This window comes from Actinomyces sp. oral taxon 181, from assembly GCF_018370895.1.
Classification (GTDB): Bacteria; Actinomycetota; Actinomycetes; order Actinomycetales; family Actinomycetaceae; genus Pauljensenia.
Genome location: NZ_JAGYZL010000001.1, coordinates 132,309 through 145,744, shown reverse-complemented (window position 1 = coordinate 145,744; position 13,436 = coordinate 132,309). Strand labels below are relative to the sequence as shown.

Sequence of the window (13,436 nt, the reverse complement as noted above, 5' to 3'; positions counted from 1 at the left end):
TTATTTTCGCCCGAAAGGCCCCCAAAACGCCATTTCGTTGGGGTCTAACGGATCACTTTTCGCTCATTTCGCGCACGGCTGCGCGAATTTCCGAGGCCACCTGAGAGCTGATTCGTCCCTCGAATTCCAGTAGGTCGACGGTGTGCACAGTCATTGCCGCGTAGGTCGAGCGCGCATCCCGGAGGCGGTGTGCCCACTGCCCCTCCCCCGCCAGGTTTTCTTCCTTGGCTTTGGTTTCTAGAAGGCTGAGGTGCTCGCGAATTGTTCCTACATCCCCGCGCGGGATGGGGCCAGAGACACCGCGGTCTCCCGCTCGCAGCGCGCGATCGAGGGCAGCCTCGCACAGGGGACGCAAGAAAGTTCCCGGATCATCAATTCCAACGGTGGAGAGGATCTGCTTAGACTGCGTAACTACGGTGGCAAGGAAATTTGCACCGTGATTCAACGCAGCGTGGTAGACCCCGCGGTCTTCCTCCGCGATCTCAAAAGGCTCACCGCCCATTTCAACGACTAGCGCTTGGGCTATGGGCAAGGCGATTGCAGGAGCAGTCACCGCAAAGGGCGTCCCCACCAAACGTGGAACGTCAACAGAGGTCCCCGTGAAGGTCATCGCGGGATGAATTGCCAGGGGAATTGCCCCCATACCCGAAGCAGGACGCAGAATATCGATTCCGTGTGCCCCTGAAGTATGCACAACTAGTTGTGAGGATTGCCAGGCCCCTAACTCAGCCAGCCCCTTGACCAAGCCCTCCAGCTGGTCATCGGGAACGGTCAGAACAACCATCTGGCAACGAGAGACAATCTCTTCCACCGAAAGAATGGGAATCCCCGGTAACAGAGCGTCGGCACGCTCTCGTGATTCCTCTGAAGAAGCACTCACCCCAACAATTGTGTGTCCAACCGCGCGCAGGGCCGAGCCAATCACAGGGCCAACATGTCCCATGCCGATAATGCCGATATCAAGTCGACCGCCGCGCATATTCCGCCTTTGCTGTGATGTCTGATGGATGGCCCTAAGTGCCAAGCCACGCATGAATCCGCGCCCCTTGATCGGCGCTATCTTCGCAGCTGCATCATTGGATATTAACTGTGCATCCCATTTTCTACGCGCAGCATCCATTTCTCAGGAGGCTCGCTGGCACGGTTGGCCTGCCCCTCGATGAGCAAGGTGTGGATATCTGCACCTGCCTGCGAGGCGTCTTGATGCTCCGCAATCATCCTGAATGCACCGGGAACCACATCCATGTGCAGACTTGCCACACCCAGTTTGCGTTCTAGCGGACCCGACTGCACCCGAACCGACTGCAGACGTGCAATAGGTGCCCACAGGCTCTTCCAATTCAACCAACCATCGCGGATAACGAATGTGGTCCGCGTGATTGCTCGAGCGCGGCGATGGTAGGCGAAGGGGTCCAAGCAGCGCGCTCGAGGCGACATCTGCACAAAGCCCTGCCCGCTTCCCTTTCCCGCGAGCGCAGCCTCAATAAATGAAGGAACATCATCGACACCCAGATCGTTGAAAACCATCCACAGCGCGAATTCAACGTCTTGGCGTGTACCTACGGGAATAAGGATGTGAGAGCTCTGCTGTTTTTTCGAATCGGTGTCTTTCGCGCCGTAACCGGCTTGAAGAATGCTCACGCGGTACCAACCCAGAAAACGCCAAAAGAAGGGCTGCTGAACCTGAATCGCGTGAATACGCCTCGGCGGAATGGTCTGTGCGCGCGTGCTGAGCAAGCCGCGTCTCACGCGAATACCATCTGGGGAAATCGCTAGGCGGAAGTTAGCCTCAGAGGCAAAACGATTCCACTGCACACCGACAATCGACACTGCCACCGAGACGAAACCACTCAGTGAAGCAATGGCAACGACAATACCCTCTTGAAAAGCAGCAATACCTCCTGCGACGAGGAATGCAATGAGAAGCAAAATGGCAACGATATTGCCCAAAGACAGCATCTGAGAAGCGAGCAGGCGCCCCATTGAAACCTGATAAAGCTCGCGCTCAGGTGCGACCGGGATTGAGGAAGGCGCATAGACCTCTCCGGTGTAGCTGTAGTTTCCAGGAACTTGCGAGGCCGTGGGCTGGGTGGGCGCGTAGGGATCTGCCGTTGCAGCTGGGGACTCGCTCTGGGCGGGGGCGTATGGAGACTGAGGTGTCGTCCCCTCCCCCGAGGCCTCGGGCGAGGCTTGCGCTTCTACCCTCAGCCCTGCAGCTCGAGCGAGGATTTCACCGCGCAGAGCTTCAAGTTCAGAAACCTTGAGATAACCGATGGTAATGCTGGAGGAGGAGCCACCGGCAACTTCGACATCAAGCTTGCCCAAACCAAGGAGACGCGCAAGGACTGGCTGGGAGATATCAACGGCCTGAATACGATCCAAGCGCGCGTGGCGCTGCTGGCGCTTAAGAATCCCGCGGCGTGTCCACACTGCAGTTTCCGTGACTGCAAAGGCCAAGAACCACCACTGAAGAAAAACAAAACCAACCAGAACGGCAACGACAATCAGCGCGCTCCCCGCCAAATAAAAGAAACGCTCCGAAAGGAAAGGGAGAAGATACCCAGAGCGCAGCATTTCCTGGAATTCACTGAAATTGCGATAAGTAGCAAAGGCAATACCTGCCACCAGGATTTGCCAGATCTCCAGAAGAGGCGTGATGACGTGGACACGGCGCCACAGCGAGGGATCAACCCCTTGGTCAGCTGCATACACGTGTTGAGAAGAACTCATGCTCACAGCCCTGCCATCTCAGCACTTCCACGCTGGGCAAGTTGGTCGCGCAGACGAGCAGCATCCTCAGAGGGGATCCCCTGAACAAAGGCACGAGTAGAGACCGAGGCCGTATGAATGACCACCGTGGAAATACCGAAGAACCGAGAAACGGGGCCTTCTGAAATATCAACGTACTGAATACGACCGTATGGAACGATTGTCATCGAGCGGAAGAAAGCACCTCGTCGGATGAGAAAATCATGCTCACCTTGTGCCCAAGCAAAATTACGTACTTGCCTGCCGATAATCCACATCATGTAAAGCCATCCGGCACTCAATCCAGCGATGATCCCAAAACCCCACTCACGCGGAAAATCTGGCGCCGTCACCATGCCAACCAATACCGCAGCAACCCCAATAACGAAGTAAAGGCTGATGTTCACTCGTCGCACCACGGCAAGCGAGCGTTTGACCGGATTAAAAGTCACACCTTGGGGTTCAAAAAGGCTTTGAGAGCTGGATTGAATCATGCTTGCATTATCTCTTCCTTTCAACGTCTTTTTCATGCGAATTCTCAGAAAAACAATTTCACACAGCAGACGCTCAGGATACATTCAGACATCTCACTCAAAATATTGACTATGACGGAATTTGAAAACACTGGAGAAGCACGACTTCTTGTCGTTGACGACGAACCAAATATTCGCGATCTTCTGGCCTCATCTCTGCGCTTTGCAGGTTTTGATGTCATTACGGCAGAAGACGGGGCATCTGCTTACCACCAGGCTCAGGAAGAGCGCCCCGACCTGATCGTTCTGGACGTTATGCTCCCCGATATGGACGGCTTCACAGTGACCCGTCGCCTGCGCGATGCAGGCATCACCATCCCCGTCCTTTTCCTGACAGCTCGCGATGATGTGCGCGACAAGATCCAAGGACTGACGGTCGGCGGCGACGATTACGTCACCAAGCCCTTCGGCCTCGAGGAAGTCGTCGCACGTATTCGTGCCATCCTGCGCCGCACGCTGGGCGAGAGCGGCGACGATGGCAAGCTGCGTGTCGCCGACCTTGTCATCGACGAGGACGCACACGAAGTCACTCGCGCCGGAGTGCCGATCGACCTGTCCCCCACCGAGTTCAAGCTTCTGCGCTACCTCATGATCAATCAGGGACGTGTCGTTTCGAAGATGCAGATCCTCGATCACGTCTGGGAATACGACTGGGATGGCGAGGTCGCAATCGTCGAATCCTACATTTCCTACCTGCGCCGCAAGCTAGCCGTCGAAGGCGCCAGCGGCGAGCTCATTCATACCAAGCGAGGCGTTGGATATATCCTTCGAGACGATAACTAAAAAATGTACCCACGCGGTGTAGTACGCAGATTCTGGTCGTCACGTTCGTTGACGGCCAGAATTGTTGCGCTCACTACACTTCTTCTCTCCCTTGGACTTTCCCTTTCAGCAACGGTGATGATCGGCCTCTTGCAGCGCCACCTCATTGCCCAAGTTGACGACCAACTCTCATCAACGGTTCTCTCATTGGCCCCCAAAGCCATTGAAAACCCCCAAGAGCTGGCTCAAGAGCCCAACCTCCCCACCCTCTACTACCTCAACATCCACCGGGCGAACGAAGAAGACGTCACGCTACTCTCGGCCTCGACACGCGACCACGCGGGTAAACCGCTGATCCCTGAACTTCTCAAGCCAGGCCAGTCCGCGCAAACGGCTACTGGCTGGACTGACCCCGTCACTGTGGAATCGACGAAGCAGGGATCCACGTGGCGCGTGACCGTTGTCCCCATTACGCGCAGTGGCGAAAGTACCCCCACGGGCATGCTCACCGTTGCGCTTCCGCTCAACGACGTAAAATTCACCATCCAAAATATGGCTGGATACGTTGCAACGACAGCAATTGCGATCATCGCCATCGGCACTGGCCTAGCGACGTACCTGGTCCGACGCGCGCTTCTTCCCCTGCGCGGGATCGAGACGACTGCTGGAAAGATCGCCGACGGCGACCTCACCCAGCGTGTTCCATTTGCTCCGCCTTCAACGGAAGTTGGTTCACTTTCGAAATCATTGAACTCCATGCTGAGCCAGCTGGAGCAGTCATTCGCAGCGCGCGAAGAATCTGAGCGCAAGATCCGTCGCTTCGTTTCCGACGCTTCGCATGAACTGCGCACTCCCCTCGCTGCGATTTCCGGTTACTGCGAGCTCTACTCAATGGGTGGCGTTCCAGCAGAGCGAACCGGCGAAGTTATGGGACGTATTCGATCCGAATCAACTCGCATGGGTTCATTGGTTGAGGACCTTTTGACCTTGGCCCGCTTGGACGAGGGCCGACCGTTGGAAATCGTGGATGTCGACGTGATCGCGATGCTTCGCAATGCTCGCTTCGATCTTCAAGCCCTTGATCCCACTCGACAGGTTACGATTCTGGGGATCAACGACCAACCCATTCCTCAATCCGTATGGGTTCAGGCCGACCGCGACCGCCTGCAACAGGTGCTCACAAATATCATCGGCAACATTGCGCGTTATACCCCGCGTTCAACACCGGTAGAGATTGCGGTAGGCCAGAATCCGACTTCTGTTCTAATGGAATTTAGGGATCACGGACCTGGAATTGCGAAGGAAGACTATGAAAAGGTTTTCCAGCGCTTCTATCGAACAGAAAGCTCACGTGCCCGCTCACTGGGTGGCTCCGGATTGGGACTTTCCATCGTATCCTCAATCGTCTCAGCGCACGGCGGTCACGCAGAGCTCGCAAAGACTGCGGGCGGTGGCCTCACCGTCAAGATCGATATGCCAATCGTGCAGTCCAAAGAACGCTTGAAGGCATAAACTGACGCAATTCGATCTTCGCAGCTTCCTTCCCGCGCCAATTGTCTTGCGAATCTCAACTATCGAAGCACTGGTGTTTTTCCTTGAGAATCACGCAGAAAACCGCTGGAAATTAAGTGATTATGCGCTGCATGGCCTCTGCGAATCCTTCGCTCAGGGGAAAGATCCGTGCCAAGTGCTCAAAAAATGGCTAGCATTGCCAAGTAACATTGTCAGACTAGGAGTGAGCGCGCATGGGTGCCGATGCACCTCAGTGGCTTTTTAGTTCCTTCGTGGACGCGATGCAAGAAATCGGGGCAAGTGCTCCGATTCCCCTTTTGGAGGCGGAAGCGCGCGATTTGATCTCGCGCTGGAATGCCAAGGGACGAATCCTTCACAATACCCGCCATCTCATCAAGACCTTGGCGCGTATCGACGAGATTGCCTCGACAGCACACGATCCTGATGTTCTGCGGGTTGCTCTGTGGTATCAAGGAGCGGTTATTAACCGCAGTTTTGACGTTTTCCAACGCGGTACTAACAGCGATGAACAAGAATTTTCCGCACTGTACCACGCACGTTCTCGCATGGAAGCACTGGGGTTGAGCGAGGATGTTATTTCTCGCGTTCAAGAGCTCATGATGGCGCTTTTCACGCACCGCGCGGACCCTTCTGACATGGATGCTCAAGTCCTCATTGATGCCGACTTAGGAATGCTGGCAGCTAGCCCTCAGGACTTTAAGCGCTTCCGCGAATCATTGCGCGAAGAATGCCCTGATTTGTGCGATATGGATTACGTACGTGCACGCCGCCTGGCAATTAAGAAGATTTTGGCGCGCGAGCAGATCTTTCATTCACCGCTTGCACTTGCATGGGAAGAAAGCGCACGAGCTAATCTCGAGGCCGAAAGCGCCAAGCTCGCTCGAGTTCTCAAAGCATATGCCCCCGATGCCGATCTCAATGAGCCCGAAGAAGATGTCGAGCCAGAGGAACACCATGAGACGCTCTCATCGGATACTCCTGCCTCTGGAACGATGATTATCCGGCGCCGTCACCTCAACATTAAGAGTCATACTGAGCCTTTCGACCCCGTCGACGCCCCGAGCACTCCTGCTGAGTCTTTGCCTTCCGCGGTCGTAGAGCTTCCGAAGTCAACCCTTTCCGTTGATTCCGATGAGTTTGCTACTGACGAGGCCGCTGGCCTGCCTGTAACCCCCGCTCCCCTTGGCAGCAGTGGGGATGAGGCTACAGCCTCCGTTCAGACCCCTTCCAATGCCACATCTGATGACGCGGAAGAGGCAGCGGAGAATAGTGTGCCCGCATCGCCAACGCTTCCTCCCGAGAACACTGAGACACCTGCTCTAGGAATTCCAAGCGGAGCGGCGGCAAACGGAGCGGCAGCCCCCACATCCTCTGGCGCGGCGGTGCCTTCCGCTCAACAGGTTTCTCTTCCCAGTACCGTCCACACCCCTCTGCCGGGAGTTGCAGCAGAGAGCCCTTCGCGTGGATCTGCTGCTGATGCTGACGACACTTCTTCTTTGGAGTCGGCATTGGATGACCTGGACATTCCAACTCCTCCCCCGCTGTCCTAAATCCTTAAACTTGAATCGTCGTATTCATCCACCGTGTCAGATTGAACCGTTTTCTCCACAGATTGTGTTATCTGCACGGTGCCGTCAAATTACTCTTCCTAGGCTGTGAACACCCATTCACCCAGCCTAGGAGGGCACAATGACCGCATTTTCCGTTGACTCCGCACACATCGCATCCTGCGCCTCGCGGATCCAAATTACTTGCGACTCGATTCGAAACGAAGTCTCAGCGCTCATGAACGAGTTACTGGCGCTTAAAGATACCTGGCAAGGCGGCGCTTCGGCGCAATTCTCTGATTCTGTTGCCTCTTGGCAGCTCACCCAAGCTCAAGTTGAAAGCTCCCTGGACCAGATCTCAGGCTCACTTTCGCATGCGGCTCAGGTCTACGCAGATGCTGAAGCACAGAGCATCGGGCTCTTCGCGCACTAGGAAACTGCCTTATTCACATACAGCTGCCTATTAAATGCCTGTGGGGGACGCGCATGAAGCGCGCCCCCCACAGGGACATTCATAGGGAATGCGGTTTTCTAATCCCTAATGGATCAGTACATTCCGCCCATTCCGCCGTCAGCAGGTGCTCCTGCCGGTGCCGGAGGCTCAGGCTTGTCGGCCACAACGGCCTCGGTGGTCAGGAACATACCTGCGATCGAGGCTGCGTTCTGCAGAGCGGAGCGGGTGACCTTGACCGGGTCGGAGATACCCTGGGTCATCAGGTCGCCGTACTCACCGGTTGCAGCGTTTAGACCGAAGCCGGGCTCCATCTGAGCAACGCGGTCAGCAACAACGCCGCCCTCAAGACCAGCATTCTCAGCAATCTGCTTGAGCGGTGCAGAGACAGCCTCGCGAACAATGTTCACACCGGTTGCCTCATCGCCGCTGAAGTTCAGCGAGTCAAGAGCCTTGGAGGCTGCCTGAATCAGTGCAACACCGCCACCGGCAACCAAGCCCTCTTCAGAGGCTGCGCGAGCGTTACGGATCGCGTCCTCGATGCGGTGCTTACGTTCCTTGAGCTCAACCTCAGTTGCAGCACCGGACTTGATGACTGCCACGCCGCCGGAGAGCTTTGCCAGACGCTCCTGGAGCTTCTCGCGGTCGTAATCGGAATCGGTGGTCTCGATTTCCTTACGCAGCTGACGGATGCGTGCCTGGATGTCATCCTTTGCGCCCAGACCGTCAACGATGGTGGTTTCATCCTTGGAGACGATGACCTTGCGCGCACGGCCGAGATCCTCAAGGGTGGCATTCTCAAGAGAGAGACCAACGGTCTCGGAGATCACTTCACCGGCGGTAAGGATTGCAACGTCCTTCAGCATGGCCTTACGGCGATCGCCGAAGCCGGGGGCCTTGATGGCGACCGACTTGAAGGTGCCGCGGATGTTGTTGACAACCAGGGTTGCCAGGGCTTCGCCCTCAACGTCCTCGGCAATGATGAACAGCGGCTTACCGGTCTGCATAACCTTTTCCAGGACAGGCAGCAGTTCCTTGGCGTTGGTGATCTTGGTGTCGACCAGCAGGATGTAGGGATCCTCGAGGACGGCTTCCTGGCGATCTGCATCGTTAACGAAGTATGCAGAGAGGTAGCCGCGCTCGAAACGCATGCCTTCGGTGGTCTCAAGGGTGGTGTCGAAAGAGTTGGTCTCTTCAACGGTCACAACACCTTCAGAGCCAACCTTCTCGAAGGCCTGAGCAATGAGCTTGCCGATCTCGGGATCATTTGCGGAGATCGAGGCGGTGGCAGCAATCTGCTCGGTGGTCTCAACAGGCTTGGAATCCTTGTGCAGCTGGGCAACGATTGCCTCAACAGCGCCATCGATGCCGCGCTTCAGGGCGATAGGGTTCGAACCGGCTGCAACGTTACGCAGACCCTCACGGACCAGTGCCTGTGCCAGAACGGTAGCGGTTGTGGTGCCGTCACCTGCGACATCATCGGTCTTCTTGGCAACTTCCTTGACCAGTTCTGCACCGATGCGCTCAAAGGGATCTTCGAGGTCGATTTCCTTAGCAACGGAAACGCCATCCTTGGTGATGGTGGGGGCGCCCCACTTCTTGTCGAGGACGACATTACGGCCCTTGGGGCCCAGGGTGACCTTAACGGTGTCGGCGAGAAGGTTCAGACCGCGCTCCATGCCGCGGCGTGCCTCCTCATCGAAGTGAATGAGCTTCGTCATGTTCTTCTATCCTTCCGCGATGCGGATTGGACCGATGCCCGCGACGGACGACTCAGGTAACTCCTAAGCCTCACCGGCCTTAGTGCTTATCACTCGGCACTCCCGAGTGCTAAATCCAAGTCTGGCACTCTCAGCCCCAGAGTGCAAGATGGGCAGTTTGGAGTTCGCTGAAAAAGAAAAACCCCGGTACCAAGTACCGGGGAGAAGCTCCCGCGACTGGATTCGAACCAGTAACCGTCCGATTAACAGTCGGATGCTCTGCCGTTGAGCTACGCGGGAAAGCGACAAAAAGAAATAGTAGCGATGAAGTGAGCTAAGAGCAAATCCGAAAGCATCTTGCACTCATGGCCTGCCTCACAAACCAATCACTTCCATTCGGGTTTATCGGTATCGACACCGCTCTGATGAGCAACATGCTCAATTGCAGATGCGAGCCATTGGGCAAAACCGTCGAGCTGCGAGTCGTAGTGCGAGCGGAAACGCTCGTCGTGAATGTAGGAACGCGAAATCACGTAGTGCTTTGCGGGGGTCACCGGGAAAAAGGCACTGAGCAGTTCCCTATGCAAGGTCACAAGACGTGCCGCCTCGCCACTGTCAGGAGAAACTCCCTTGCGGATCGCGTTGATCATGTCCTTTTCAACTTGCTCAAAAGCTTCAGCATTCCCCTGCCAGTCCGCCGCACTCCACGACGCAGTGCGGCGCCGAGATTCCTGCCAGTCATCACTGCCACCGTAGAGTTGTTCAGCTTCCTCCTGATGCGCGACAAAGTCAGCATCCCCAAGGATTGTCCCAATTTCTTCCGCGTTGAGCGCATTGTCGTTCATTGCTTCCTCCAATAACGTATCGATTGCTGCGATCATTTTGTCCGTCTGTTGGCGATGGGCAATAAGGCTCTCTCGCTGACGTTTGAGGTGCACAATCGCAGAGTCACCGGAATCAAGGAGCTCCTTGATATCCATCAATTTCATGCCCGTCGCACGATAAATAATGATTCTCTGCACGCGCGCACAGTCTTCAAGCGAGTAGAGCCGATAGTTTGACCAGCTTCGCCCCGAGGGCACGAGAAGCCCCTGTTCTTCCCAATGACGAAGCGTTCGCACAGTCAACGAAAAGTGCTTGGCTAGTTCGCCGACAGTGTAAAGAATTTCGTCGTTGTTCATGTCAATCATTGTGAAGCCTCACGTCACGTCATGGTCAAGTCGAATGCGCAGGAAATTGCAAAACTTCCACTTCACGAGGCCGCGGCCCCCAGAGCGGCACCACAAGCGGAAACCCCGCCCTGCCATAGCAGAACGGGGTTTCGCAGCCCATGACGGGCAAAAGTCTGAATGAATCAGACGGGGAAAGTCACTTAAGGGTGACCTTGCCGCCGGCCTCTTCGATCTCAGCCTTAGCCTTCTCGGCGTCTTCCTTCTTGGCGTTCTCGAAGATGGTCGAGGGGGCGCCGTCAACCAGGTCCTTGGCTTCCTTGAGGCCCAGGCCGGTCAGAGCCTTGACAGCCTTGACGACGGCGATCTTCTTGTCGCCTGCGGACTCGAGGACAACCTCGAACTCGTCCTTCTCTTCAGCTGCGGGAGCATCGCCTGCTGCAGGAGCAGCAACGGCAACGGCTGCGGGAGCAGCAGCGGTAACGTCGAAGGTCTCTTCGAAGAGCTTCACGAAATCGGAGAGCTCGATGAGGGACATTTCCTTGAAAGCTTCGATGAGCTCGTCGTTGGAGAGCTTAGCCATGATTGGCATCCTTTCGATTTTGGCCTGCTACGTGAGCAGATTGTGGATGTGATCGCAAAGGCGAGTGCCTTCGCGGGCCTGTCACGTCAGGCCGCTTCGCCCTGCTTTTCACGCAGAGCATCGATAGTGCGCACCGCCTTGGACGGAAGCGCGTTGAAGGCGTATGCCGCCTGAGAGATCTTCGCCTTGAGGGCGCCTGCAGCCTTGGCCAGCAGGACCTCGCGAGACTCGAGATCGGCAAGCTTCTTGACAGCCTCAGCGGAGAGCTGTGCGCCCTCCATAGCACCGGACTTCAGTACCAGCTGAGGATTCTCCTTGGCAAAATCACGCAGCGTCTTGGCAGCCTCAACGGGCTCACCGGTGACGAAAGCGATAGCGGTCGGGCCCTTCAGGTCAGCCTCGAGGAAATCGAGACCAACTTCGCGAGCCGCCAGGATCGCCAGCGTGTTCTTTGCCACGGCGTAGGTCGCATTGCCAGCCAGGCCGCGACGCAGCTGCTTGAGCTGGCCAACGGTCAGACCGCGGTACTCGGTCAGCAGGACAGCGTCGGCTGCGCGGAAACGCTCCACGAGCTCGGCAACTGCTGCCACCTTGTCGGACTTCGCCATGGTCCTCCTTTCAAAAATTCACCGCCGGACGCACGAAAAAGCCCGGCACGCAGGAAAGCGGCCGGGCTCAAATGAAACCCACTTCTCAAGAAGTCACTCACCTGCGTCGGAAGCTTTCGCACTTGGAATCCACCGAGGTGGATGACCGACGGTCTTCGGCAACGAGTAGCTTAACATGCATCGCGGTCGGGGTTCCAGCTTTGGACGTGTGGATCAGCACACGGTTCAATACACACGTCACGCATGGCCGGAGTCACTTTCCTCAGTATGACGTCTTATTCGAGTTCCCTATGAACCAAAGCAAAGGTCCCCACGAGCAATGCTCGTGGGGACCCACGTGAAACGACTATCTGCCGTTAACCTCTAGAGTGCTTCAGGAAGCATCCTCGGAGGTCAGGGCGCGAGTCTTGGTGGCATCCAGCGGAATACCAGGGCCCATGGTCGTGGCGACCGTAGCCTTGAGGATGTAACGGCCCTTTGCGGAAGCCGGCTTCATGCGCAGGATCTCCTCCAAGACGACAGCGTAGTTCTCGACCAGCTGCTCGGCGGTGAAGGAAGCCTTACCGACGATGAATGCCAGGTTCGAGTGCTTGTCGACACGGAACTCGATACGACCGCCCTTGATTTCCTTAACGGCCTTAGCGACATCCATGGTGACGGTGCCGGTCTTGGGGTTCGGCATGAGGCCACGGGGACCAAGCACGCGGCCCAGACGGCCAACCTTGCCCATCAGGTCGGGGGTTGCAACGGCGACATCGAAATCGGTGTAACCCTTGGCAACCTTCTCGATCAGCTCGTCGCCACCGACTTCGTCGGCTCCGGCGTCGATTGCTTCCTGTGCGCGCTCGCCAACGGCGAAGACCAAGACCCGGGAGGTCTTACCGGTGCCGTGCGGCAGGGAAACGGTGCCTCGGACCATCTGATCGGCCTTACGGGGATCAACACCCAGTCGCATAACAACCTCAACGGTTGAATCGAACTTGGTGACCGAGGTTTCCTTGGCCAAACGCATTGCGGCCAGGGGGCTGTACAGTTCGCCAGCGTGGATCTTCTCCGCCGCTGCGCGGTAGCTCTTAGAGCGCTTCGTCATTCTGCTTCTTCTCCTTGCAGGTGTGGGTGTCGGGCAGCGCCTGCCCTACCACGGAAATTAAAGGGTCAGTCCTGAACAGTGATGCCCATGGAACGTGCGGTGCCCGCGACGATCTTGGATGCAGCATCAATGTCGTTGGCGTTGAGGTCAACCATCTTGGCCTGAGCGATTTCGCGCACCTGGTCCATGGTGATCGATCCAACCTTGGCGGTGTTCGGAGTGCCCGAACCCTTTGCAACACCTGCAGCCTTCTTGATCATCTCGGAGGCCGGAGGGGTCTTCAGAACGAAGGTGAAGGAACGATCTTCATAAACGGTGATTTCAACCGGGACGATCGAACCGCGCTGCGACTCAGTTGCAGCGTTGTATGCCTTCGTGAATTCAACGATGTTCACGCCGTGCTGGCCCAGTGCAGGACCAACTGGCGGAGCCGGGGTCGCGGCGCCTGCAGCAATCTGCAGCTTAATGAGGCCGGTGACCTTCTTCTTCTTCGGTGCCATATTTCGGGTCTTTCTATTTCTTACTCAGCCGCGGAGACTACCGCGGCATACGTCCACGTGGGATCTGCAGGAAGAGCAACCTGCAGACAAAGTCCACCTAGACGCACGAATCTACATGATAACGCGATGTGGGTGACTCCCCAAGTCTAGGTGCTGCAGCTCACGCCGATCGAGAGATTAGCTGGCATTCACTGCATCAGCAGAAGGGGAGC

Annotated in this window: 13 protein-coding genes and 1 tRNA gene; 4 read left to right on the top strand and 10 right to left on the bottom strand. The window is 56.6% G+C overall.

All coding sequences use genetic code 11. The features are described from left to right. Nucleotides 1-52: 52 nt before the first annotated feature. The 3 genes from KHW85_RS00635 to KHW85_RS00625 all read right to left on the bottom strand — a co-directional run bounded on the left by KHW85_RS00635 (nt 53) and on the right by KHW85_RS00625 (nt 3,242). A complete protein-coding gene (locus tag KHW85_RS00635) occupies nt 53-979 on the bottom strand; it encodes a DUF2520 domain-containing protein (protein ID WP_291458346.1) in 927 nt (308 codons plus the stop codon). Nucleotides 980-1,083: 104 nt separating this feature from the next. Next, complete coding sequence (locus KHW85_RS00630) at nt 1,084-2,730, bottom strand: PH domain-containing protein (RefSeq protein WP_291458345.1); 1,647 nt, start codon at nt 2,728-2,730, stop codon at nt 1,084-1,086. 2 nt (nt 2,731-2,732) lie between these two features. Further along, nucleotides 2,733-3,242 (bottom strand): PH domain-containing protein, encoded by a 510-nt coding sequence (locus tag KHW85_RS00625; RefSeq protein ID WP_291458344.1) that lies wholly within the window; start codon nt 3,240-3,242, stop codon nt 2,733-2,735. A gap of 111 nt (nt 3,243-3,353) precedes the next feature. Here KHW85_RS00625 and KHW85_RS00620 point away from each other — a divergent pair, with 111 nt between their 5' ends. The 4 genes from KHW85_RS00620 (at nt 3,354) to KHW85_RS00605 (ending at nt 7,556) form a co-directional block, all read left to right on the top strand. After that, entirely contained in the window at nt 3,354-4,064 is a 711-nt protein-coding gene (locus KHW85_RS00620; RefSeq protein ID WP_291458343.1) for a response regulator transcription factor, read from the top strand. A 3-nt stretch (nt 4,065-4,067) separates the two neighbouring features. Next, the gene (locus KHW85_RS00615; RefSeq protein ID WP_291458342.1) at nt 4,068-5,555 is read left to right on the top strand and encodes a HAMP domain-containing sensor histidine kinase; all 1,488 of its coding nucleotides are present in this window, start codon (nt 4,068-4,070) and stop codon (nt 5,553-5,555) included. Between the two features lie 233 nt (nt 5,556-5,788). After that, nucleotides 5,789-7,126, top strand: a complete 1,338-nt coding sequence (locus KHW85_RS00610; RefSeq protein WP_291458341.1) for a hypothetical protein — start codon at nt 5,789-5,791, stop codon at nt 7,124-7,126. Nucleotides 7,127-7,265: 139 nt separating this feature from the next. Continuing rightward, the gene (locus KHW85_RS00605) at nt 7,266-7,556 is read left to right on the top strand and encodes a WXG100 family type VII secretion target (protein ID WP_178704980.1); all 291 of its coding nucleotides are present in this window, start codon (nt 7,266-7,268) and stop codon (nt 7,554-7,556) included. A 113-nt stretch (nt 7,557-7,669) separates the two neighbouring features. Here KHW85_RS00605 and groL read toward each other — a convergent pair whose 3' ends face one another. The 7 genes from groL to rplK all read right to left on the bottom strand — a co-directional run bounded on the left by groL (nt 7,670) and on the right by rplK (nt 13,224). Beyond that, on the bottom strand, nt 7,670-9,295 hold the full coding sequence (gene groL / locus KHW85_RS00600; protein ID WP_178704983.1) for a chaperonin GroEL: 1,626 nt from the start codon (nt 9,293-9,295) through the stop codon (nt 7,670-7,672). 207 nt (nt 9,296-9,502) lie between these two features. Beyond that, nucleotides 9,503-9,574 (bottom strand) — tRNA-Asn (locus tag KHW85_RS00595). A gap of 86 nt (nt 9,575-9,660) precedes the next feature. Beyond that, nucleotides 9,661-10,455, bottom strand: coding sequence for a MerR family transcriptional regulator (locus KHW85_RS00590; protein ID WP_291458339.1), 795 nt, complete (start codon nt 10,453-10,455; stop codon nt 9,661-9,663). Between the two features lie 187 nt (nt 10,456-10,642). Further along, a complete protein-coding gene (rplL, locus tag KHW85_RS00585) occupies nt 10,643-11,026 on the bottom strand; it encodes a 50S ribosomal protein L7/L12 (RefSeq protein WP_019126974.1) in 384 nt (127 codons plus the stop codon). An 86-nt stretch (nt 11,027-11,112) separates the two neighbouring features. Next, nucleotides 11,113-11,634: a 50S ribosomal protein L10 gene (gene rplJ / locus KHW85_RS00580; RefSeq protein ID WP_009408642.1), complete on the bottom strand. Its 522-nt coding sequence runs from the start codon at nt 11,632-11,634 to the stop codon at nt 11,113-11,115. A 373-nt stretch (nt 11,635-12,007) separates the two neighbouring features. Then, the gene (gene rplA / locus KHW85_RS00575) at nt 12,008-12,724 is read right to left on the bottom strand and encodes a 50S ribosomal protein L1 (RefSeq protein WP_178704986.1); all 717 of its coding nucleotides are present in this window, start codon (nt 12,722-12,724) and stop codon (nt 12,008-12,010) included. A gap of 65 nt (nt 12,725-12,789) precedes the next feature. Further along, a complete protein-coding gene (gene rplK / locus KHW85_RS00570) occupies nt 12,790-13,224 on the bottom strand; it encodes a 50S ribosomal protein L11 (protein WP_009408634.1) in 435 nt (144 codons plus the stop codon). Nucleotides 13,225-13,436 lie beyond the last annotated feature (212 nt).

What these genes read in the sequence shown, in the direction of transcription:
- KHW85_RS00630 (WP_291458345.1), bottom strand. Translation starts at nt 2,730, where the DNA reads ATGAGTTCTTCTCAACACGTGTATGCAGCTGACCAAGGGGTTGATCCC.
- KHW85_RS00590 (WP_291458339.1), bottom strand. Translation starts at nt 10,455, where the DNA reads ATGAACAACGACGAAATTCTTTACACTGTCGGCGAACTAGCCAAGCAC.
- KHW85_RS00605 (WP_178704980.1), top strand. Translation starts at nt 7,266, where the DNA reads ATGACCGCATTTTCCGTTGACTCCGCACACATCGCATCCTGCGCCTCG.
- rplA (WP_178704986.1), bottom strand. Translation starts at nt 12,724, where the DNA reads ATGACGAAGCGCTCTAAGAGCTACCGCGCAGCGGCGGAGAAGATCCAC.
- KHW85_RS00625 (WP_291458344.1), bottom strand. Translation starts at nt 3,242, where the DNA reads ATGATTCAATCCAGCTCTCAAAGCCTTTTTGAACCCCAAGGTGTGACT.
- KHW85_RS00620 (WP_291458343.1), top strand. Translation starts at nt 3,354, where the DNA reads ATGACGGAATTTGAAAACACTGGAGAAGCACGACTTCTTGTCGTTGAC.
- KHW85_RS00615 (WP_291458342.1), top strand. Translation starts at nt 4,068, where the DNA reads ATGTACCCACGCGGTGTAGTACGCAGATTCTGGTCGTCACGTTCGTTG.
- rplK (WP_009408634.1), bottom strand. Translation starts at nt 13,224, where the DNA reads ATGGCACCGAAGAAGAAGAAGGTCACCGGCCTCATTAAGCTGCAGATT.
- KHW85_RS00635 (WP_291458346.1), bottom strand. Translation starts at nt 979, where the DNA reads ATGCGCGGCGGTCGACTTGATATCGGCATTATCGGCATGGGACATGTT.
- rplJ (WP_009408642.1), bottom strand. Translation starts at nt 11,634, where the DNA reads ATGGCGAAGTCCGACAAGGTGGCAGCAGTTGCCGAGCTCGTGGAGCGT.
- KHW85_RS00610 (WP_291458341.1), top strand. Translation starts at nt 5,789, where the DNA reads ATGGGTGCCGATGCACCTCAGTGGCTTTTTAGTTCCTTCGTGGACGCG.
- groL (WP_178704983.1), bottom strand. Translation starts at nt 9,295, where the DNA reads ATGACGAAGCTCATTCACTTCGATGAGGAGGCACGCCGCGGCATGGAG.
- rplL (WP_019126974.1), bottom strand. Translation starts at nt 11,026, where the DNA reads ATGGCTAAGCTCTCCAACGACGAGCTCATCGAAGCTTTCAAGGAAATG.